We start from the raw sequence: 18,771 nt of genomic DNA on the forward strand, positions 1-18,771 counted from the left end.
GGCTACGGCTATAACCCTCTTCTGTCACTCTCCGAAAACATTTGCCATTTCTGGATTCTAGAGCTTTTGTATAGCAAGCGTAGGCGTAGCCCGCCGCAGGCATCGCGCGATTCTTTTCTAATAACAAATACAAGACCCATTTTTTTCTGATAGTATAGCTTGTATTGATTGCCTCATCAGGCTTCTAGCAATCGCCCTCCCGGAGAGTGACAGAAGAGGGATAACATCAGCCCTTAGGTATCAAGTAAAAATAAGTATGCCATTTGGTCTACTTTTCGACCTTAAGCGCCTTGTGTCTTGGGAGCCTAAGTAGCAAGACAGACGACAGTGCTACACCTATTGCACCAAACTAGTCCCCAAAAGCTGACGCTAAAAACACTCCGAGCATCTCTGAAGTGACATTATCCTCAAGTTCAATTAAAAATGAAGAAATTTTAAATTTTTAACTCAGTACTTATGTACTCCGTAAAAGCCCCGCCCTTGTGGGCGGTTTTTTAACTCATTACTCAGCACTCAGCACTCTTCATTGTGGGTCAATAATTGAACCCATAAATAAAACCCTTCCCGTCTGATTATCCTTAATGGCACAGAAGAAAGGACGGTCAACAATCATTTGGAATGGTGGGTTTATATCAATAGAAGCTGTTATTGATATACCAACTGAAGTCACAGCAGCCGCTTCCGTGCCTTCTTCGTTCACTTCGACAAAAGTTTTATGCTTAACTTCGCTAATCTTAAGATTTTTACCCATACCGGAAAAATTGGCTTTGTCGCTGAAAGCCTCTTCCATGCCTAAACTTTTCAAGGAATCATTGAGTGTAACGTCGTAATCTGTTTTGAAGCGGGGTAGGCGAATAAACCCTTTTTGTTTGCTGAACTGAGTCATCCATTTTTCCCAATTTTCAACATTCAAGTTTTGATAGAAGGCTTTCAGATTAGAGTTCTGTTTCGGCAGGAAAATATAAAAACTGAATTTACCATCTTTGCCGTAAGGTAAACTAACTGCCTGAAATTGTTTGCTTTCATAGTATCTATAGTCACCGTTTTGTGACATCATCGGCTGTTGTTTTGGTCTGCCAGATGTGCTGTAAAAAGGGTATTGAGCAGTTTTATTTTTATTAAATTCTTGGCTCCATTTACCTTTAAAATATATGGCATTAATCAGAAACAACACCTGACTTGGCTCAATTTTATCAACGATTTTATTGATTTTACCATTAGTATTATCTTTGATCCAGTTATTGATAATATTAGGTGCTGCGGGATCTTGAAAATTTAAATTGCTGACCTTAGCTTTATAGAAATACTGTATTCTTTGGAGAAAGTCTGGCTGAAAGCTAAAATTTTGATTTGCCCAAAGTGAGTTAGCAATATTCAGTTGCACTTTCGGATCGGAATTGTCTACAAGCTGCTTTAATGTCGCTGCGTAAGAAGAGTTGATTTCTTGTAGATTCATCCCCTGTAATTCCAGGGTTTTTGCGATCGCTAGTTGAGTTGTGCCGCTTGCGCCATTGTAGGTCATAGCTAGAGCGATCGCAACACTCGAAGGTGAGATAAAAACATTTTTCTCACCTTTATTACCTTTTTGAACTTCTGAAAATAGTTTGAAGCCAAACTTATTGCTAGACGCAACGATGTTTGTATCAGTTTTAGCTGTCTTTTGTTGCAATGGAGTTTCTAGCTGAGGTAAGCTAGATTTGGCAAGGGCACTTTTATTACTATCGATTTGAGAATACCCTAATACACCAAATAGAACAAGACTTGCAGCTACCAGAGCATAACGTTTTTGCATAAAATTTTCTTTCACTCTACTAAATTTATGCCGATTCATTTTACCACCTCACTTGCCAAATATTCCTGTTCTGTGTTCAGAGTTGACGCAGATACTGTGTCAATGATTAACTATTGCATTTGCTCTAATAAATAAAATGGGACTATTACAGTTTTCGTAACAGGAAGTTATTAGCTTAGAGCAATTAAACACAACTTGTTATAGCTGCTAATTCCTAGTTGAGATGGCTCTGGAGACGAATTATGAAAAATCTCTATTTTTAGGAATTTTCCTATTTAAATATAAAAGTATTGTAGATTACCTAAACACAAAATAACCAGCGTTCTTGGTTGTTAAAGATAAAATTACGTTTGTCAGTTCACGAAATACCAAACTTTGGTAGGGAGACACGGCTGTGCATTGGTGTCAACTTCAGCACAAACCCTTTAGAACCTCATTTCCAGCCAGAGGCTGGAAATACTTTTCATTGGGCTGCTGCCGCAAGTTAATAGGCAACAGCCCACTCATTGGGCGCGCCCTTATGTTAGTTCTAGTCCACCTTGATAGCCAGTGACAATGCGTCCACCATCCTTGAGGATGTGGATTTCTATCTGGTCGCTAGCCCAAGTAATCTGGTCTTGGAAAGCCGGGTTTAACACCCGAACCCGTTGATTGCTAGAAGAAACTGGAGAATTGGGAGAATTAATTGCCAGAGATTGTACAAAAGGCCCGTCAATCAAAATATCGAGTTGTTCTAACAATGCTTGGGAACCTGGCGGTGCGGATTGGGACTGTAGCTGCTTAAGAGTGAACCCAGTAAAAGACATTACATTTAAACCAGCAGCTTTTACCTTCCGAGCTAAAGACGCTAGTGCAGTTGCTTGCCAAAAGGGTTCTCCACCAGAAAATGTTACACCTGTGTTGCGGGGATTGCTGAGAATATTTTCCGCAAGAGTATCAACAGCAATCAATTGATTAGCCTCAAAAGACCAGGAGTTAGTATTAAAGCAGCCAGGGCACTCACGCAGACAACCTTGTACCCAGACGACTGCACGACAACCAGGGCCATTAACTTCTGATTGATCGACGTAACCCATAATATTGAGATAGCCTGGGGGAATTTCCATGAGTGCTAGCGATGGGTCAGTTGGCTTAATTTCCATCTCTTTAACTCCTTTTAGCTGTTAACTGTTAAATATAGCGAATCTCCAGTTAGATAACCGTGACAATGGTTATATAACTGGAGATTTAATTGATGATTAATTTCTCAAAAAATTTTAGGGGTTTGGAAAAGTCCGCTTTAACTTACTAGACTGAAAAGTAAAAAGTATAAATGTTGAAGAAGAAAAAACTTTTCCCCGCAATTCCAAGAAGTCCAGGACTTACGCAACTGGCACAGGCGATCGCTAAATTTGAGTACAGATGTATTGAATAACGGAGGCAACTGGCACAGGGCGATCGCAACCAAAGACCTAAATAAGGGTATCCGATCAATTCCCCTTCCCCAAATAAAATTCTAAATTGAGAAACTAGTCGAATATGCAAAGACTCATCCTGAATTAGAATTCCTAACAACTAGGATTGGATGCAACCTTGCAGAATACACCAACCTAGAGATAGCTTTCCTGATTAGCAATTTCAATCTTCCTCCTAATATCTGGTTGCCCCTGGAGTTTGTTGATTTCCTCATAGAAGATAAACCAACCCTAAAAGTGGCATTTACAGGAAACAGTCACAAAAAATTTGATGAGGAAGGATGGAAGCAGGTGCTTGCGATCGCGCCATTGAGTGGGGTTACAAACGCATCCAGTTCTATTCAGGCATGGCTTTGGGGGTTGATACCGCAGCAGTAGAGATAATCTTAGGCTTAAAGGATAAGTACCCTATTGAGATAAACCTCACTGCTGCCCTACACTGCATCAATCAAGATGCCAAATGGAATAATCTTGATAAGCAGAAGTATTATTGGCTGTTATGCCAATGTTAGGATTGAGAAAAAGATTATACGGAAAGTTTTCGTATAATAAATAGTTAGACTTCCAATGCGGTGAGTTTTATTCAATTTCTCAAGATAAGCTGGACGATGCTTTGGTTTTTCAAAAATAAAAATTGGTACAATAAGACGTTGGTGGCACAAGTCAAGTCATGACTAATCCTCAGTTCGATGTGTTTTTGTCTTACAGCAGCAAAGACAAGCCGCAAGTGAGAGCTATTGCTAAGCAACTAAGGCACCGTGGTTTGAAGCCATGGTTAGATGAAGAGCAGCTTTTTCCAGGTCAATCGTTTCAAGAAGCGATTCAAAAAGTAATACATAATGTCAGGGCAGTTGCTATCATTATCGGTTCAGACACCTTTTCCAAGTGGCAGGTTATCGAGCTACAGAGTCTTGTAAAAGTATCCATAGATGCTCAAATACCTATTATCCCAGTTATCTTGACAGGTGCCAGTAAAGCTCCAGACAACGTGCCTCCTTTTCTGAATCAGATTGCATGGGTTGATTTCAACCAAGGTACACAAGAGCAAGCTATAGATATGCTGGTTTGGGGAATAACTGGTCAGAAACCGCAGCCTAAACCAGTTAATCCTGCTGAGCATTATGATGTTCTTCTTTGTTATCAGTATTTAGATCAATCTAAAGTGAAACAGTTCGCAGGACAACTAAAAGTACATAATATTAGCTTCTATCCAAATCAATGGGAACTTGAGTCTGATACTGAGTGGCGAGACATATTTACAAAATTGATAGGTGAAATCAATTCTTTAGCTATTTTTTTCGGCAACAACGGGGCACCTTGGGAAGATGAGGAAGTTGAAAATCTAATTTGGAATTATATCGAAGATAGACACACTGTTATTCCTGTCATCTTACCTGACACTATACAAGATCCGAAATTTCCTCCATATCTTCGTAAGCAATTGATAGTTGATTTACGGGACAACCCTGACGAACGAATTCGCCAACTAATTCATCTCATTTCACAAAATGGTAAGAGGGGAATTGAGCATGAATGAACTAGAATTTGATGTTTTTTGTGCTCATAATAGTCATGATAAAATCCAGGTTGAAAGAATAGCAGGAAAGTTAAAAAGGCGAGATATTAAATCATGGATAGATAAAGATCAGATTTTAGGAGGGCAGTCTTTTCAGACAAAGATCCAGGAGGCGATTACTAATGTCAAATCTGCTGCTATCTTCATTGGAGAAAGCGGTCTAGGTAATTGGCAGAAAGAAGAAATTGAATTTCTGTTGGATGAATGCAGGCAGTCAAATAAACCTCTCATCCCAGTTTTGTTGCCTGGAATTACCGAGATTCCGCGAGACTTAGGATTTATCAGACAACGTAATTGGGTATCCTTTAGCGAAGGAAATCAGCAAGCATTAGACAAACTAGAAGCTAGTATCAAATCCAAGAACATCGAACCTTTCTTTGATATTCTCCTTTGCTATAAGGATGAAGATATGTTTGAAGTTCGTGAGATTGGACAGCAACTTAAAACAGCTGACATAACTTTGTGGAAAGAAGGCATTAGTTATTCCAATCTTCAAAGTTCCGTACTTCGAGAGTTCGATAAACATCTACCTCGAATTTGGTCGATGGCAGTTTTTATTGGTAGTAATGGCGGTCCTTGGGAAGAGGAATTAATAGAAGACATTATAGTGGATTTTAGATTACAAAAACGTAAAGTTATTCCGGTCATTCTTAATAGCGCAGCACAAGTAGATGATTCAAAAATTCCAGTCTATCTCCGCAGATTAGGAGTAGTAGATTTTCGGCAAAATGACCCTGATCCTGTGCAGCGATTGCTCCTAGGTATTACAAACGAGGAAAAAGATGTTACGTAAGAATGTTATCACTCTAAATCCTAAAACATCTGTGATTTCTTATATGACAGGTCTAACAACTCAAATGCAGCGGACATGTAGAAATGCTTTCTACTTTATTTTCAGTCGTATGCTGCCGCTGATTTTAACTGTTAAATATTTTTTTATATCCTTAGTTTCTTCTCTGACCAAGATAGCCTTGACGATAATCATTTTTCTTTAATTTGGAAGCTTGACGTGCAGACCACTGACGCATAGGAGTAACCTTCTCTACATGAAGTAGCTTCTGACGATAAGTTTCATTGCCCGTCAGTTGGGCGATCGCACCAGCAATAAATCGAGCGCAGCGTTCTGGCTGAGACGAGACTTGTTCCTCTGCAAACCGGATCAGGACTTACGCAACTGTCACAAGTAATGGTGCGGCTACGCCGCGCCGAGCGCCAAACAACTTAAAAGGCAAACATGGTAACATTGGGACGTTTTAGTTGTTGAACTAAATAATTTGACAACAATCCATGCTTAATTTGATAAATTGTTTGACCACTTTTATAAGCTAAATCTTTAAGTCGAAGCCAGACTAAAATAGCGCGAGGCTTTCATGGTTTCTTTGAATACGACCCTTGCGACATTGACACGATTCAATACCAGTCAATTGTTTTAATTCTCTATGAACAGGACTCAACCTTCCATCGCAGCTTACACACTTTTTGTACAATTTAATACATATGTACTACTAGAGGCAATCGCAGTGTGCCAGTTGCGTAAGTCCTGAAGTCGATTGTTGCTAACCCAAGCAAGATGGGACTTGCAAGTTTTGATCGAGAATTCTTGAAAAAATTGCGATCGCTAGGTCAATCATAGCCGTGTTGATGATTGAAGGTCGTAGAAAATTCACCTCTTAACTACTGGATTATATTCCAAAGAGCAAAATTAGAGGGTAACGATCGCGCCGATATCAACGCTAGTGATGCAATTTCTGGTAACATCATCCGTGTGCCCGATATTACCTTTGTGCAAAACAGGTTCAAAACTGAAATTACTGAAAAAATGGAATCAGGTAGGTAAAAATTATGGCAAATATCATTGGAACCAGCGGCTACGACTTACTACAGGGTGGTACTGGGAATGATACTCTCATTGGTGATACTGGGAATGATTCTTTAACTGGTGGCGGTGGCAAGGATAAATTTGTTTACGACTTGGGCGATGGCACTGATACAATCACTGATTTCGGTGGCATAGGTAAAGGAACTAACCCGACAGCAGCGGTTATTGCTGAAGTGGACACCATCAAATTCCAGGGTACAGGATTAACTGCTCAAAATTTACTGCTGACCCAGAATGACAACAATCTGGAAATCACCTTTGAAGGGAATGTTAATACCATAGTTATCCTGGAAAACTTCAAACTAGAAAACTTGGAGAATCTGAAAGCCTCTGGAGCAAAACCAGCTCTTGGTAATATCCTATTTGACGGGCAAAATAGTATCACCGACAGCTTTAATGTCCTCGATTCCAACTCTACTGATACTAGCCTGGGCATCAAGAACACAGTAACTTTTTTCAATGACCTCAATAATAACATTACGGGTTTAGAGGACTCAAATGATGTAGTTAATGGTCAAGGCGGTAATGACAAAATCGATGGCTTGAGTGGAAACGATTTACTGCGAGGTGGTGCGGGTGATGATACCCTCATTGGTGGTACGGGTAATGATACCCTCATTGGTGGTACGGGTAATGACTCCCTTGTTGGCAATAATCTGCTTTCTGGAGGCTATGGCAATGATTATCTCTCCATCTCTGGCTACCAGAGCTTTAGATACCCAGACTACGAATACGACTCTCGGTCATCTGGTAAAAACACCCTCAACGGTGGCGCTGGTAACGATAACTTGAGTGCTAGCGGTTCAACAGGCAATAATTTGCTCTCTGGGGACGATGGCAATGATAATCTCTCCATCTCTGGCTACTACGAAGGAAATAACTACAGCAACTACGACTCTCGCTCGTCTGGTAAGAACACCCTCAACGGTGGTGCAGGTAAGGATACCTTGAGTGCTGGCGGTTCAACAGGCGATAATTTGCTCTCTGGGGGTGATGGCAATGATTATCTCTCCATCTCTGGCTACTACGAATACACTCCTAGCGACCCGTACTCACCCCGCGATGTCTCCATCACATACGACTCTCGCTCGTCTGGAAAAAACACTCTTAACGGCGGCACTGGGGACGATAACTTGAATGCTAGTAATTCAAAAGGCGATAACTTACTGGATGGTGGCGCTGGCAATGATTATATCTCCGCCTCTAGCGCCTTTGGTAAGAACACAATCTATGGTGGGAGTGGGAATGACATTCTTATAGGTGGTTTTGGTAATGACACCCTCTATGGAGGAACTGGTACTGATACCTTTGTTTTCAATAATTACAATAAAGGTGTTGACAGTATTTATGACTTCAACGCGACTAATGAACTGATTCAGGTATCGGCTGCTAGCTTTGGCGGCGGGTTATCACCAGGTTCACTTAACACAAATCAATTTACCCTCGGAACATCTGCAACGACAAGCAATCAACGATTTATCTATAACAGTGCTACAGGTGGACTGTTCTTTGACCTTGATGGCAGTGCGTCTGAGTTTACTCAGATAAAATTTGCACAACTATCTACTGGATTGTCAGTCAGCGAAAACAATTTTGTGGTTGTTTAATCGGAATTAGCGCTCTTTGAGAGCCAAGCAGTACAGTTTGCGAGGTGCTATTTTTAGCATCTTGCATTCGATTATTTAATGCAAGCCATTTTGGTAAGCAATAGCGATTCTTGCAGAGAATAAGTAATATCGTGTCCGGTTAAACACTTATAATATATGTAGGTTGGGTTGAGGAACGAAACCCAACATTTTATCCTTGTTCACTTTGTAAAGCTGCGCCAAATTCTAGCTTTTTTTCAACGCAAAGGTACGCAGAGGTTAGCGCAAAGGTACACAGAGGTTTTCTGAAGATAATTCGCTATGTCCCAAAATAATTAGGCGCATCTTCATAGAGAATTGGTATTAGAGACTTGATATCAAAACTAAACAGTTAAAATTTTTTTTATGCTAAAAATTTCTAATCTTGACGTTTATTACGGCGAAAGCCATATTCTCCGCAATGTAGATTTGAGCGTACCATCTGGGCAAATGGTTTGCCTAATTGGACGCAATGGCGTCGGAAAAACTACCCTACTAAAAACTATCATGGGTTTACTCAAACCCCGCAGCGGTACTATTAATTTAGCTGAAGAATTAATCAACTCTAAATCCCCAGACCAAAGGGCAAAGTTGGGAATTGGTTATGTCCCTCAAGGACGAGAGATTATCCCTCGGTTAACAGTTAAAGAAAATCTACTGCTGGGGTTGGAAGCTAGACGCAAACCAGTAAAAAAAGCAGAAATTTCAGAGGAAGTTTTTAGTTTATTTCCGGTGTTAAAAACCATGCTTTCGCGGATGGGTGGTGATTTAAGTGGAGGACAGCAGCAACAATTAGCGATCGCACGTGCTTTAATGGGAGAACCTCAATTACTCGTTTTAGATGAACCTACTGAAGGTATTCAACCCTCCATCATCCTCGAAATTGAAGCCGCAGTCCGTCGCATTGTCGAAACCACAGGCATTTCGGTGTTATTAGTAGAGCAACATTTACACTTTGTCCGTCAGGCTGATTATTATTATGCCATGCAAAAAGGTGGTATTGTCGCCTCCGGTTCCACAGCCGAACTTAGCCAAGATGTGATTCAGCGCTTTTTAGCTGTTTAATTTTTGATATTTCTATATCAATTGTGTCGGTAGCAATCAAGTCTGCCGCTTCTTGTAAAAGCTCATGTTGTTCTTTTTGAATTGCTTCCAAACGATTAGAAATTTCTGCTAATCGTTGTTGTTTATTTTGTTGAAAACTTTCAGGTAGTAAAGTAGGCAGGCTATCAGTTGTTTTAGCACCTGTGATTCTTTGAACAGCAAAACTCCCAACTTGAGTTAAGGATAGAAAACTAACTTTAATCAAAGCCTGAAGCAATTTTAACGGAACTTTGAGTATTGACCAACTAGCGGTTTCAATTAAGCGGACAATTGCTTTGATGATGCTCCAAAGTAGAGCAAGTGCAAACAGCAAAATTATTACACTAATAATTGGATGATTAGCCGCCCAACCTAGTATTTGAACTAACCGAAAAAATATTGGGTGTTGTATTAACCAATCACTTACAGAAGATGCGATCGCATCTTTAACTGCTCCCGATGTGGTATTTTTAAATTGCTCTGCTGTTTGCCAAGTTTGCTCTAAACTTGTTGTAACTGTATCAATTGCTCTATCAGTTGTGGTAGTGGCTGTTGTCTTTAAAGACTCACCAGCTTGTTGTGCTGAGTTACTTAGAGAGTTAACGCTTCCGCCCACAAAATCTTTCACATTTTGCCAGCGTTGTAAAACTCCATTAGGTAAAGGTACGTCTATTTGGGATGCCATAAAACATTTCACCGAGGTTGAAATCTAACCTGCAACCCATCTTTCGGGCGATTAGTGGGAATCATAACTACCTCTAAACTTTGATTGGGTAATATCTCCCAATGATAACTACGGAGAAGATGAGCAGCAACAATCTTCATTTCCATTTTGGCAAAGGCTAGACCAATACAAATGCGTGGCCCACCGCCAAAACCAACTAAACTAAAAGGGTATTTTTTGTTTTCTTGGCGTTGGGGACTGAAACGGTCTGGCTCAAACAGGTCTGGTTCAGAATAAATTTCTTCAATTCTGTGAGTAACTCCAATTGAATAGTATAACTGCCAACCAGCAGGAACGTGATAACCTTTAAACTCAAAGTCTTTAATTACGCCACGAAACCCGCCTCCGACAGGTTGATGCAATCTTTCAACTTCCCACAAAACCTGCTCTAAATAGGGCATTTTCCCTAATTGTTCTAAATCCAAATCACCTTTACTTGCAAGTTGCAATTGTTCAACTCTTGCTTTTTCGAGTACTTCTGGATGACGGGCTAACTCTACACACAACCAAGTCAGCATCGAAGTAGTAGTTTCATGTCCAGCAAATAGTAATAGTAACGCCTGAGCGATGAGTTCTTTTTCACTCATCCGGTTCCCTTCTTCATCTTGGGCTTGCACTAATAAACTCAGAGCATCTTTTGTTGGATTTTGCTGACGTTCTCTGACAACTTGAGTTAGATGCTCTAAAATCTGATTACGAGCAGCTATAGCTTTACCAAATGTTGTAAATGGTAAGGGCAACGGATTAATCGCAAACAGTCCATTTGTCATGGCTGCAAACAACTTGCTAAAACGCACACATTCAGGGCCAGGACGCGTATCCAGCAGTAATTGACTGGCAATATCAAATGTCAGTTGTTTAAATTCTTGGAACCAAGTAAATTCCTGCTGCTTCTCCCACTTTTGCAGATAACTACGTGTAATATTTTCCATTATGGAGACATAATTCGCCAATGCTGGGCCATGCAATGCCGGCATCATCAAACGGCGATTTCTGCGGTGTTCTTCTCCATCTTGCAGAAAAAGTGATTCACCCAGTAATGTCTTGAAATTATCAGGCCATCCCTCGCGCCAAGAAAAATTCTCCATTTGGCTTGACAAAACCAACTCTAATGCTTCCGGCCCGACCATCACTACAGTCGGTCTGCCAAGCAGATGAGTTTTGAAGATGGGCCCGTACTGGCGATAGCGCTTTTTAGCGAAATCGCGGTCGAAAACAAAGGAGAGTGTTTCACCTAATACAGGTATACCAAAGCTTCCAGGAGGAATTTGATCGCTTTTCATATATCTAAGTGTAGCTATGAAAAAGTTAACACGATATTCCAACTTTACTGCGATCGCAGCACCCCAAAATATTCTTAGTACTTTCAAATATCTTTGTCTTTTGCACCTATAACCCAAAACCTGTCATCTGTCATTATATTTCCCCAGATTATATAATAACGTTACATAAATTTAATATTACTTTTTATTCAATAAAATTGCTGAACGTTAAGATGTTGTGGATCTATTGTTGAAAAGTAAAAATTCTATGCATCTGGATTTACCACAACTGATTAAATCACTCGGCTATTTTGGGGTCTGGGCGATTGTCTTTGCTGAATCTGGCTTATTAATTGGTTTTTTTCTACCTGGGGATAGCTTATTGTTCACCGCTGGATTTGTTGCATCTCAGAATTTACTGAACATTTGGGTTTTGATTTTTGGTGCTTTTATTTGTGCAGTCTTAGGTGACAATGTTGGCTATTTTACTGGACATAAATTTGGCAGAAGGCTTTTTCAAAAGGAAGATTCATGGTTATTTCATAAAAAACATCTTATTAAAACCCAAAATTTTTATCAACAGCACGGTAAAAAAACGATTGTTTTAGCACGCTTTTTACCCATTGTACGGACTTTCGCGCCCATCGTGGCCGGGATTGGTGCAATGCATTATCGCACATTTATGTCTTACAACTTAATCGGTGGCTTTATTTGGACATTCGGTATCACCATGTTAGGGTTTTTCTTAGGAAAATCTTTACCACCTGAACAGGTAGATAAGTATTTGTTACCGATTATTGGATTAATTATAGTAATTTCTTTAGTACCATCGATTCTTCATTTGGTACAAGAAAATAGAGCAAACAAAAGTTGAAATATTTTTTGTAGCTCCTTAGTAGATGTTTTATTGTAGAAACAAGTATATTGATTTACTGAAGCCATAAACATCAGAGCTTGATCATACGCTCATGAGCGACAAACAAAAGGATACAGAACAACTAAATTTATTTATAAAAATTTTGAATTTTGAATTTTGAATTCGGAGCGAAGCGACGTGACTTCCTTAAACATTAACCTCTATCTGTTCCTAGAAAATCTCCTCTTTTTCCTTATTGCCACACTTTTTATTGTGGTTGTGAACTGGGGATGGAAAAACGCAAAGCCTTATACTCTACCTTTACCATTTCCCGGTTGGTATAAAATCTGGTTTGGCTCGGTGCAACTGCTAGCAGTAGTGCCGCCATTAGTGGTTATGCTATTGTGGGGTGTATGGTGGGGCGATCGCACGGTCTTAACTATTCTTGCTTGGTATTTTATTGTCTTAGGGTTGCAAATCATTTCTGAAAGAGTGACGCTTAGGCAGTTGCAAAATGTCGTGTGGGTGATGGTTCCTTATATATATCTCCCTTACCGTTTCTGGCAGTTGTATGAGGGTTTGACACTTTTGGATTCTACAAGCGAGTTGCAGTGGGTACGATATTTATTGATTTTTGAATTGGTGATGTGGATTGTTAACTACGCCATAGATATATCTCAATTGCCGCGGCTGTTTCGTTGGGAAGTACAATCAAATGACGCTAGCTAGGGATTAATCGCAGAATTAGCCATTTTTACTAAAGAAGTGTGTTCGCCTGCTTTCAACCCCACAACATATTGCACACCCTGTTGTCTCCAAGTCAAGGTAGCATCTGAGCAATTAGCACCACAAGTAAAATCCATAAAGTAGCCAGTGATGCCCTTAGCTAAGGATACAGGTTTACCAGTCAGACGGGGTGTTTTGCGGGTTACGGCTTCAGCAGATAGGACACCCAAACGACACGCAGTTCCACCAGTACAGTCTGGACTGAAACCCAGTAAAATTTCGTACTTTTTTTGCGTAGCAGCTTCTACAATTGCGTAAATTGGATTTTCTCCATCTGACTCAGGAATAAACTTCGGTAAAAGAATCCGAATTTGAGTCTTTTGCTTTAATTTAGGCAGAATAGATTTAAAAACTGGGTGTGGCTGAATTTTACTCTGCTGTGCTATCAGTTGGTACTGGTTGTTTATATTGGCTATGGCTGACTTGTGAAAGCTGTTGACACTGACTAATAAAAATACGGCACACACAGCACTAGTATTTCTGAAGCTTAAAATCATCTTTGAAATTTCTGTTACAGATAGAGTCGGTAATTGAAAAGTCAAAAGTCAATAATATTTCTTATTTTTGGGTAATTTACTGATTTCAAAAATATTTTTTAGGGTGCGTTAACGAAGTGTAATGCACCTTTCTACTTGAGAGTGTAGCACGAGATAAGTAGGTCGGCGTAAATAATTATTGTTGGGATAAGGCAGTTCTTGCTGGGAGCTCAAAGCTTGGGGAGAAAGAGTTTGAGCCTTCTTTACTTTTCTTCACACAGTTTGGTTTTATTGCACCGACTTACAAAGCGTCTTTGCTTCAATTCCACGTTTTTAAATGTGGGTTCCTTCTGCCTCCTGCCTCCTGAAGTCAACCAATAGGGCGATTTCCAGGATTGACTGCATGAATATATTCACTACCCGATCGCGGTCTTCCTCGTTTATAATAAGCTTCTTCTGGTTTACCCCATCCTAGCTGCAAAATCATTTCCAAAAAGCTAGAATTTTCCCACTTGCACAAACTTGCCCACTCTGTTCTTTGAACAATCCTTTCGACATCAGATGTGACAATTTGTTGGTGTTGTTTACTATTATTAAAACTCAAGTATAAATCCATCCCCATAGAGACTTCATACCAAAATTCTACGATGGAATTCTTAGCAGCTTTTAATATTTCTAAGTCACTAGCGAGGGCAATTAAGTCAGTATCTATTTCGGGATAGTGCAAGCTTTTTCCTTTAACTGTCATTTCCCGCCAGATAATACCAGAAACTCGATTTTCTCTCTGATACTCGTGAATTGCAGTTTTGAAATCTTGATAGGCAGTGAATTGTTGCAGCCCATCAGTTCTGATAAACTGGTCAATTACAGGATTGCCAGAGACTGTTATTTCTAATTTTAGACGTTTTCCTTTGAGGCAAGCTTGGCGTTCGGCTGCCAAAATTTGAATTAGCTCTTGGGTGGTGTAAACCTTTGACATCAGAATACACTCTAGTTAGTTATTGGGCATTGGGCATTGATTACGGACTATAGACTATGGATTAATTTCCTCAATTGTTAACACAGATATTTCAATATTATGCTTTGACATCGGCGGCAATGTAGTAACAGATATCACTAAAAATTAGGGTAGACCAATTTGGTCTACCCCATAGGTTACTTAGCTAACTCACTACTAAACTCATTGAAGGCTCGCCGCTTTAGCTGTGCTGTTTCAGTGCGTGGTAATAAATCAAAGATTTTACGAAATTGATCGTCTATTTCTTCAAAAGCTACTTGACCCTTTTTATTCAAAACTACTTCACCTGATTTATTTAACACCACTACTTGAGGAACACTCCCAGCATAGTAATATCCTGGTTCTGTTGGGTCGTAGGTCTCTTTCGGCGGGATAGTATCTACATTAATCGGCATAATCTCTGCTACCCGACCATAGAATTCCTGTACCCGTGAAATAGAAATGGCATATCTTTTGGAATCGCTGCTATCATCCAGATAAAAAGCCAAAAATACGGGTTTATGTTCCGCTAAAGTTTGTGCCAGTGTCTGCCTGGGAGGAACTAATGAACCATTGCCTGCATAAACGACAAAGATGTTGCCATCATATAAATCATTATTAAGACCAGCAGATGCAGGTTGCATACTTATAATGAAAAGACTTGCAAGCAACAACAGGCATTTGGACAACCACTTTTGCCAGCCAGTAATTTGTTTATGTAAAAAAAGAAACTTTGTGCTATTCATCAAAAGGAACCTTGCAAGCTACTACTTGTTGTGATGTGCTTAATTTGGCAACTGGGACTAGATATGTAATTACGCCCACGCACTATTCTTTAAGATAACGCTTACTGAGATTATCTCTCGCAAGTGGCTGGTATCGCTACGCGCAAGTCAAAACAGAGATAAAGTAGCGCAACCGTAAGGCTCAAGAATCCAAAATCGTTTGACTGAGCGAACGCGAACAGCGTCTCAAAGAGTAGTCTAAGTCTAAAATCTAAAATTCAAAATTGCGATGACTGGCTTTTTCAGTCAGGATTCGTTAAACTCACAAGATTAAATTTTCACTTTTAATTAGCAACCGCCAGAAGACTAGGGTATAGATGTGGGAAAAATACAATTCATAGATAGACTGCGATTGGGTTTCGCGGTGTCAGTGGCAAAAAGTGTGACCTTTATTGTGCGATCGCTCCGTCTGGGTGCTGCTAGTGTGTTACCAGGCTCGATTGCTCGTCGCATAGAACCCCGACTCTTACAATTATTGAGTCAACAAGTTAAAAACGGAGTGATTTTAATTGCTGGTACTAACGGCAAAACCACTACAGCGCTGCTTTTATGCACGATATTAGAACGCAGCGGTTTTCGCATCACTCATAATTCTACAGGTGCAAATCTGGAAAATGGTTTGATGACAGCGCTGTTGGAAAGCACCAACCTGTTAGGAACGCTAAATACTGATTACGCCATTTTGGAAGTTGATGAAAATATTGTCCCCAGAGTATTAACGCCACTCCAACCGCGAATTATTCTCTGTTTAAACTTGTTCCGCGACCAACTCGATAGGTACGGAGAAGTAGACACAATTAGTAAGCGTTGGACAAAAGTTATTTCTACACTACCAGCAGAAACGGTGGTAATTCCCAATGCTGATGACCCGACTTTATCTCACCTCGGTCAGCAGTTACCCCAACGGGTGTTATTCTTTGGCTTGAATGAACCAAAACATTATCTAGAAGCTATTCCTCACGCTGTTGATTCTATCTATTGTCCCAAATGTGGGCATTCTCTAGATTACAAGGGTGTTTATTTGTCTCATTTGGGAGATTTTACTTGTCCCAAGTGTGGTTTTAGTAAAAGTAAGCCGACTCTGGAAAGTAGTGAATGGTCGCAAATTCTGGTTGGTTTGTACAACAAATACAATACTTTGGCGGCTGCAACTGCGGCTATTGAGTTAGGGGTTGATGAAGCAACAATCAGAGATACTATTAACAATTTCCAAGCTGCTTTTGGTCGGGCTGAAGATTTAGTAATTAATGGTAAACGAGTGCGAATATTGTTATCCAAAAATCCTGTAGGAACGAATGAAACCATTCGCGTAGTTACTCAAAGCACAGATAAAACTACACTGCTAGTATTGAACGATCGCACGCCCGATGGCACTGATGTATCCTGGATTTGGGACGTAGATACCGAGAAATTAGTCGAACGCGGTGGGACTTTAATAGTGAGTGGCGATCGCGTCTACGATATGGCACTACGTCTACGTTACAGCCAAAAGTCCCCTGAGAGTAACTTAAATTTGATAGTCGAAGAAGATTTGCGACAGGCGATCGCTACTGCATTAGAGCATACACCAGAGAATGAAACTCTGCATATTCTGCCTACCTACTCAGCCATGCTAGAAGTGCGAGAAGTCCTCACTGGTCGTAAAATTCTTTAAATTTGTCATTTGTCATTGGTTATTTTTCATCAGTTATTTTCTATGCCTCATGTCCCATGCCCCATTCCCAAAATTTATGACTTCTCAAAATTTAGAATTAACGATAGGTTGGTTGTACCCGACGCTGATGAGTACTTATGGCGATCGCGGTAATGTAATTACTATAGAACGTCGCGCTCAGTGGCGGGGATACGATGTGAAAGTATTATCCCTAGATCAAAATGCCACAGCCGCAGATATTAAAACTGTAGATGTAATCGTTGGTGGTGGCGCACAAGACCGTCAGCAAGAAATTGTCATGCGTGATTTGCAAGGTGCGAAAGCTGATGCAATGCGCGACAAAATCGAAAATGGAACACCAGGAGTATTTACTTGTGGTTCACCCCAATTACTGGGACATTATTATGAACCAGGCTTGGGACAACGGATTGATGGTTTGGGAATACTCGATTTAGTTTCCGTGCATCCTGGTGAAAATACTAAGCGCTGTATTGGCAACTTAGTAATTGAAGTGACAGCTTCCCGTTTGGCGCGAGATTTAAAAGAGATGACGGGTAGCACACCATATTTGGTAGGCTTTGAAAATCACGGCGGACGTACCAAGCTGGGAAAAGTGGAAGCTTTGGGGCGAGTGGTGTACGGCTTGGGAAATAATGGTGAAGATGGGACAGAAGGAGCATTTTATCAGAATGCGATCGCTACTTATTCCCACGGGCCATTGTTACCGAAAAATCCTTTTGTCGCCGATTGGTTAATTCAAACAGCGCTGCGGCTAAAGTATCAGCAGGAAATCACCTTAACACCTTTTGACGACAGCCTCGCTGCACAAGCACGAGAAGCGATGTTTAAGCGATTGAAAGTGAGTTTACCAAGTGCTGCGGCGGCGAAATAACCTCAGTTCGCTGATTAAGCCTCTCTCCGTGTCAGGGAAAGGTTTGGAGAGGGGTCAAATTTGACATAAAGCAAGAGGAAAGCATGACTCAAACCTTACGCAAACTAGTAACATTTGATGAATTTATTACTTGGTATCCAGAAAACTCACAACGACGCTATGAACTGCATGATGGGGTAATTGTTGAAATGGCTCCTCCCACAGGTGAACATGAACAGATTGTTGGATTTTTAGTTGGGGAAATAGTTACAGAATACAAACGTTTAAAACTACCTTATTTCATCCCCAAAACAGCTTTCATTAAACCGACTCAGAGCGAAGCAGCTTACTCACCAGATGTACTGTTGTTGAATAACTCTAATTTAGTAAATGAATCTCTGTGGAAAAAAGAATCTACTGTAAGCCAAGCGGCATCAATTCCTTTAGTAATTGAGGTGGTAAGTACCAACTGGCGAGACGACTATTTTACCAAAGCAGGTAAATACGAAGAGGTCGGAATACCTGAATACTGGATTGTAGACTATCTAGGTTTAGGTGGTAGGCGCTTTATTGGCAATCCTAAACAACCAACTATCTCGCTTTACCAATTAATTGAAAGTGAGTATCAGGTTAGGCAATTTAGAGGAAATGACCGCATTCAGTCGCCAGCGTTCCCAGAGTTGAATTTAACTGCTGAACAGATTTTTCAAGCTGGAGAAGTCGCGTAAAAAACGGCTAAAGAAGTAAAAGAACCATCAAAGACTCATTCACGAGTATCAAAGACTCGTCCGCGAGTATTAAAGACTCATCAGCGAGTATCAAAAACTCATCGGCGAGTATCAAAAACTCATCGGCGAGTATCAAAGACTCATTCACGAGTATCAAAGACTCATTCACGAGTATCAAAGACTCGTCCGCGAGTATCAAAGACTCGTCCGCGAGTATCAAAGA

At 40.3% G+C, this 18,771-nt stretch carries 18 protein-coding genes and 1 pseudogene; 11 read left to right on the forward strand and 8 right to left on the reverse strand.

The genetic code is table 11. The features are described from left to right. Positions 1-523: 523 nt before the first annotated feature. Together HWQ58_RS16475 and HWQ58_RS16480 are read right to left on the reverse strand one after the other, a co-directional pair. Positions 524-1,831 (reverse strand): serpin family protein, encoded by a 1,308-nt coding sequence (locus tag HWQ58_RS16475; protein ID WP_292864517.1) that lies wholly within the window; start codon positions 1,829-1,831, stop codon positions 524-526. 479 nt (positions 1,832-2,310) lie between these two features. Next, positions 2,311-2,934, reverse strand: a complete 624-nt coding sequence (locus HWQ58_RS16480; protein ID WP_292864520.1) for a 4Fe-4S single cluster domain-containing protein — start codon at positions 2,932-2,934, stop codon at positions 2,311-2,313. 593 nt (positions 2,935-3,527) lie between these two features. Between HWQ58_RS16480 and HWQ58_RS16485 the strand changes: the two genes are divergently transcribed. The 3 genes from HWQ58_RS16485 (at position 3,528) to HWQ58_RS16495 (ending at position 5,615) form a co-directional block, all read left to right on the forward strand. After that, positions 3,528-3,758 (forward strand): hypothetical protein, encoded by a 231-nt coding sequence (locus HWQ58_RS16485; RefSeq protein WP_292864523.1) that lies wholly within the window; start codon positions 3,528-3,530, stop codon positions 3,756-3,758. A 158-nt stretch (positions 3,759-3,916) separates the two neighbouring features. Further along, positions 3,917-4,783 (forward strand): toll/interleukin-1 receptor domain-containing protein, encoded by an 867-nt coding sequence (locus tag HWQ58_RS16490; RefSeq protein WP_292864526.1) that lies wholly within the window; start codon positions 3,917-3,919, stop codon positions 4,781-4,783. Beyond that, the gene (locus tag HWQ58_RS16495; protein ID WP_292864529.1) at positions 4,776-5,615 is read left to right on the forward strand and encodes a toll/interleukin-1 receptor domain-containing protein; all 840 of its coding nucleotides are present in this window, start codon (positions 4,776-4,778) and stop codon (positions 5,613-5,615) included. The genes HWQ58_RS16490 and HWQ58_RS16495 overlap by 8 nt, the downstream gene beginning before the upstream one ends. Before the next feature lie 151 nt (positions 5,616-5,766). Here HWQ58_RS16495 and HWQ58_RS16500 read toward each other — a convergent pair. Then, positions 5,767-5,982 (reverse strand): annotated as a pseudogene (locus tag HWQ58_RS16500) (hypothetical protein); the annotation flags it as partial. A gap of 485 nt (positions 5,983-6,467) precedes the next feature. Between HWQ58_RS16500 and HWQ58_RS16505 the strand changes: the two are divergent. The 3 genes from HWQ58_RS16505 to urtE all read left to right on the forward strand — a co-directional run bounded on the left by HWQ58_RS16505 (position 6,468) and on the right by urtE (position 9,391). After that, the gene (locus HWQ58_RS16505; RefSeq protein ID WP_292864532.1) at positions 6,468-6,659 is read left to right on the forward strand and encodes a hypothetical protein; all 192 of its coding nucleotides are present in this window, start codon (positions 6,468-6,470) and stop codon (positions 6,657-6,659) included. Positions 6,660-6,664: 5 nt separating this feature from the next. Beyond that, positions 6,665-8,308 carry a calcium-binding protein gene (locus tag HWQ58_RS16510; protein WP_292864535.1) on the forward strand — a complete coding sequence of 548 codons (1,644 nt, stop codon included), beginning with the start codon at positions 6,665-6,667 and terminating at the stop codon, positions 8,306-8,308. Positions 8,309-8,692: 384 nt separating this feature from the next. After that, entirely contained in the window at positions 8,693-9,391 is a 699-nt protein-coding gene (gene urtE / locus HWQ58_RS16515; RefSeq protein ID WP_292864538.1) for an urea ABC transporter ATP-binding subunit UrtE, read from the forward strand. Here urtE and HWQ58_RS16520 read toward each other — a convergent pair. Both HWQ58_RS16520 and HWQ58_RS16525 read right to left on the reverse strand, forming a co-directional pair. Continuing rightward, positions 9,354-10,094 carry a hypothetical protein gene (locus HWQ58_RS16520; RefSeq protein WP_292864541.1) on the reverse strand — a complete coding sequence of 247 codons (741 nt, stop codon included), beginning with the start codon at positions 10,092-10,094 and terminating at the stop codon, positions 9,354-9,356. The two genes, urtE and HWQ58_RS16520, sit on opposite strands and share 38 nt — an antisense overlap. 8 nt (positions 10,095-10,102) lie before the next feature. Continuing rightward, the gene (locus HWQ58_RS16525) at positions 10,103-11,416 is read right to left on the reverse strand and encodes a cytochrome P450 (RefSeq protein WP_292864564.1); all 1,314 of its coding nucleotides are present in this window, start codon (positions 11,414-11,416) and stop codon (positions 10,103-10,105) included. A 247-nt stretch (positions 11,417-11,663) separates the two neighbouring features. Between HWQ58_RS16525 and HWQ58_RS16530 the strand changes: the two genes are divergently transcribed. Together HWQ58_RS16530 and HWQ58_RS16535 are read left to right on the forward strand one after the other, a co-directional pair. Then, a complete protein-coding gene (locus HWQ58_RS16530; RefSeq protein ID WP_292864544.1) occupies positions 11,664-12,269 on the forward strand; it encodes a VTT domain-containing protein in 606 nt (201 codons plus the stop codon). 180 nt (positions 12,270-12,449) lie between these two features. Beyond that, positions 12,450-12,980 carry a hypothetical protein gene (locus HWQ58_RS16535; protein WP_292864547.1) on the forward strand — a complete coding sequence of 177 codons (531 nt, stop codon included), beginning with the start codon at positions 12,450-12,452 and terminating at the stop codon, positions 12,978-12,980. Here HWQ58_RS16535 and HWQ58_RS16540 read toward each other — a convergent pair. The 3 genes from HWQ58_RS16540 to HWQ58_RS16550 form a co-directional block, all read right to left on the reverse strand. Further along, on the reverse strand, positions 12,977-13,534 hold the full coding sequence (locus HWQ58_RS16540; protein ID WP_292864567.1) for a hypothetical protein: 558 nt from the start codon (positions 13,532-13,534) through the stop codon (positions 12,977-12,979). The genes HWQ58_RS16535 and HWQ58_RS16540 overlap by 4 nt on opposite strands. A 349-nt stretch (positions 13,535-13,883) precedes the next feature. Continuing rightward, positions 13,884-14,492, reverse strand: a complete 609-nt coding sequence (locus HWQ58_RS16545) for a hypothetical protein (RefSeq protein WP_292864550.1) — start codon at positions 14,490-14,492, stop codon at positions 13,884-13,886. Between the two features lie 176 nt (positions 14,493-14,668). Further along, positions 14,669-15,256, reverse strand: coding sequence for a thylakoid membrane photosystem I accumulation factor (locus HWQ58_RS16550; protein WP_292864553.1), 588 nt, complete (start codon positions 15,254-15,256; stop codon positions 14,669-14,671). A gap of 358 nt (positions 15,257-15,614) precedes the next feature. On the opposite strand from HWQ58_RS16550, the gene HWQ58_RS16555 reads away from it, so the two are divergent. From HWQ58_RS16555 to HWQ58_RS16565, 3 genes are all read left to right on the forward strand, one after another. Continuing rightward, positions 15,615-16,949 carry a Mur ligase family protein gene (locus HWQ58_RS16555; protein ID WP_292864556.1) on the forward strand — a complete coding sequence of 445 codons (1,335 nt, stop codon included), beginning with the start codon at positions 15,615-15,617 and terminating at the stop codon, positions 16,947-16,949. A gap of 76 nt (positions 16,950-17,025) precedes the next feature. After that, positions 17,026-17,841 carry a type 1 glutamine amidotransferase gene (locus tag HWQ58_RS16560; RefSeq protein ID WP_292864559.1) on the forward strand — a complete coding sequence of 272 codons (816 nt, stop codon included), beginning with the start codon at positions 17,026-17,028 and terminating at the stop codon, positions 17,839-17,841. Between the two features lie 83 nt (positions 17,842-17,924). Beyond that, on the forward strand, positions 17,925-18,548 hold the full coding sequence (locus HWQ58_RS16565; protein ID WP_292864562.1) for a Uma2 family endonuclease: 624 nt from the start codon (positions 17,925-17,927) through the stop codon (positions 18,546-18,548). The last annotated feature ends 223 nt before the right edge of the window (positions 18,549-18,771 follow it).

The organism is Nostoc sp. LPT, assembly GCF_017115165.1.
Taxonomy (GTDB): domain Bacteria; phylum Cyanobacteriota; class Cyanobacteriia; order Cyanobacteriales; family Nostocaceae; genus Nostoc.

What these genes read in the sequence shown, in the direction of transcription:
- HWQ58_RS16475 (WP_292864517.1), bottom strand. Translation starts at nt 1,831, where the DNA reads ATGAATCGGCATAAATTTAGTAGAGTGAAAGAAAATTTTATGCAAAAA.
- HWQ58_RS16480 (WP_292864520.1), bottom strand. Translation starts at nt 2,934, where the DNA reads ATGGAAATTAAGCCAACTGACCCATCGCTAGCACTCATGGAAATTCCC.
- HWQ58_RS16485 (WP_292864523.1), top strand. Translation starts at nt 3,528, where the DNA reads ATGGAAGCAGGTGCTTGCGATCGCGCCATTGAGTGGGGTTACAAACGC.
- HWQ58_RS16490 (WP_292864526.1), top strand. Translation starts at nt 3,917, where the DNA reads ATGACTAATCCTCAGTTCGATGTGTTTTTGTCTTACAGCAGCAAAGAC.
- HWQ58_RS16495 (WP_292864529.1), top strand. Translation starts at nt 4,776, where the DNA reads ATGAATGAACTAGAATTTGATGTTTTTTGTGCTCATAATAGTCATGAT.
- HWQ58_RS16510 (WP_292864535.1), top strand. Translation starts at nt 6,665, where the DNA reads ATGGCAAATATCATTGGAACCAGCGGCTACGACTTACTACAGGGTGGT.
- urtE (WP_292864538.1), top strand. Translation starts at nt 8,693, where the DNA reads ATGCTAAAAATTTCTAATCTTGACGTTTATTACGGCGAAAGCCATATT.
- HWQ58_RS16520 (WP_292864541.1), bottom strand. Translation starts at nt 10,094, where the DNA reads ATGGCATCCCAAATAGACGTACCTTTACCTAATGGAGTTTTACAACGC.
- HWQ58_RS16525 (WP_292864564.1), bottom strand. Translation starts at nt 11,416, where the DNA reads ATGAAAAGCGATCAAATTCCTCCTGGAAGCTTTGGTATACCTGTATTA.
- HWQ58_RS16530 (WP_292864544.1), top strand. Translation starts at nt 11,664, where the DNA reads ATGCATCTGGATTTACCACAACTGATTAAATCACTCGGCTATTTTGGG.
- HWQ58_RS16540 (WP_292864567.1), bottom strand. Translation starts at nt 13,534, where the DNA reads ATGATTTTAAGCTTCAGAAATACTAGTGCTGTGTGTGCCGTATTTTTA.
- HWQ58_RS16545 (WP_292864550.1), bottom strand. Translation starts at nt 14,492, where the DNA reads ATGTCAAAGGTTTACACCACCCAAGAGCTAATTCAAATTTTGGCAGCC.
- HWQ58_RS16550 (WP_292864553.1), bottom strand. Translation starts at nt 15,256, where the DNA reads ATGAATAGCACAAAGTTTCTTTTTTTACATAAACAAATTACTGGCTGG.
- HWQ58_RS16560 (WP_292864559.1), top strand. Translation starts at nt 17,026, where the DNA reads ATGACTTCTCAAAATTTAGAATTAACGATAGGTTGGTTGTACCCGACG.
- HWQ58_RS16565 (WP_292864562.1), top strand. Translation starts at nt 17,925, where the DNA reads ATGACTCAAACCTTACGCAAACTAGTAACATTTGATGAATTTATTACT.